Below are 202 nucleotides of genomic sequence, written 5' to 3' on the forward strand. Positions count from 1 at the left end.
ATTACTTTAGAGGAATGGAATCACGATGCAGACCACGTACATATTTTATTTAGAGGTCAGCCAAACACTAACATATCTAAATTTATAAATGCTTATAAATCAGCTAGTAGTAGACTTATTAAAAAAGAATATCCAACCATTAAAAAATCGCTTTGGAAGGAAATGTTCTGGTCGCAAAGCTACTGCCTTATCAGTACAGGTG

General features: G+C 33.7%; 1 protein-coding gene. It reads left to right on the forward strand.

The features are described from left to right. The coding region (gene tnpA, locus ACYQ1N_RS07625) for an IS200/IS605 family transposase (protein ID WP_459834535.1) at nt 1-202 on the forward strand (202 nt) is incomplete at both ends.

This window comes from Howardella ureilytica (assembly GCF_054657495.1).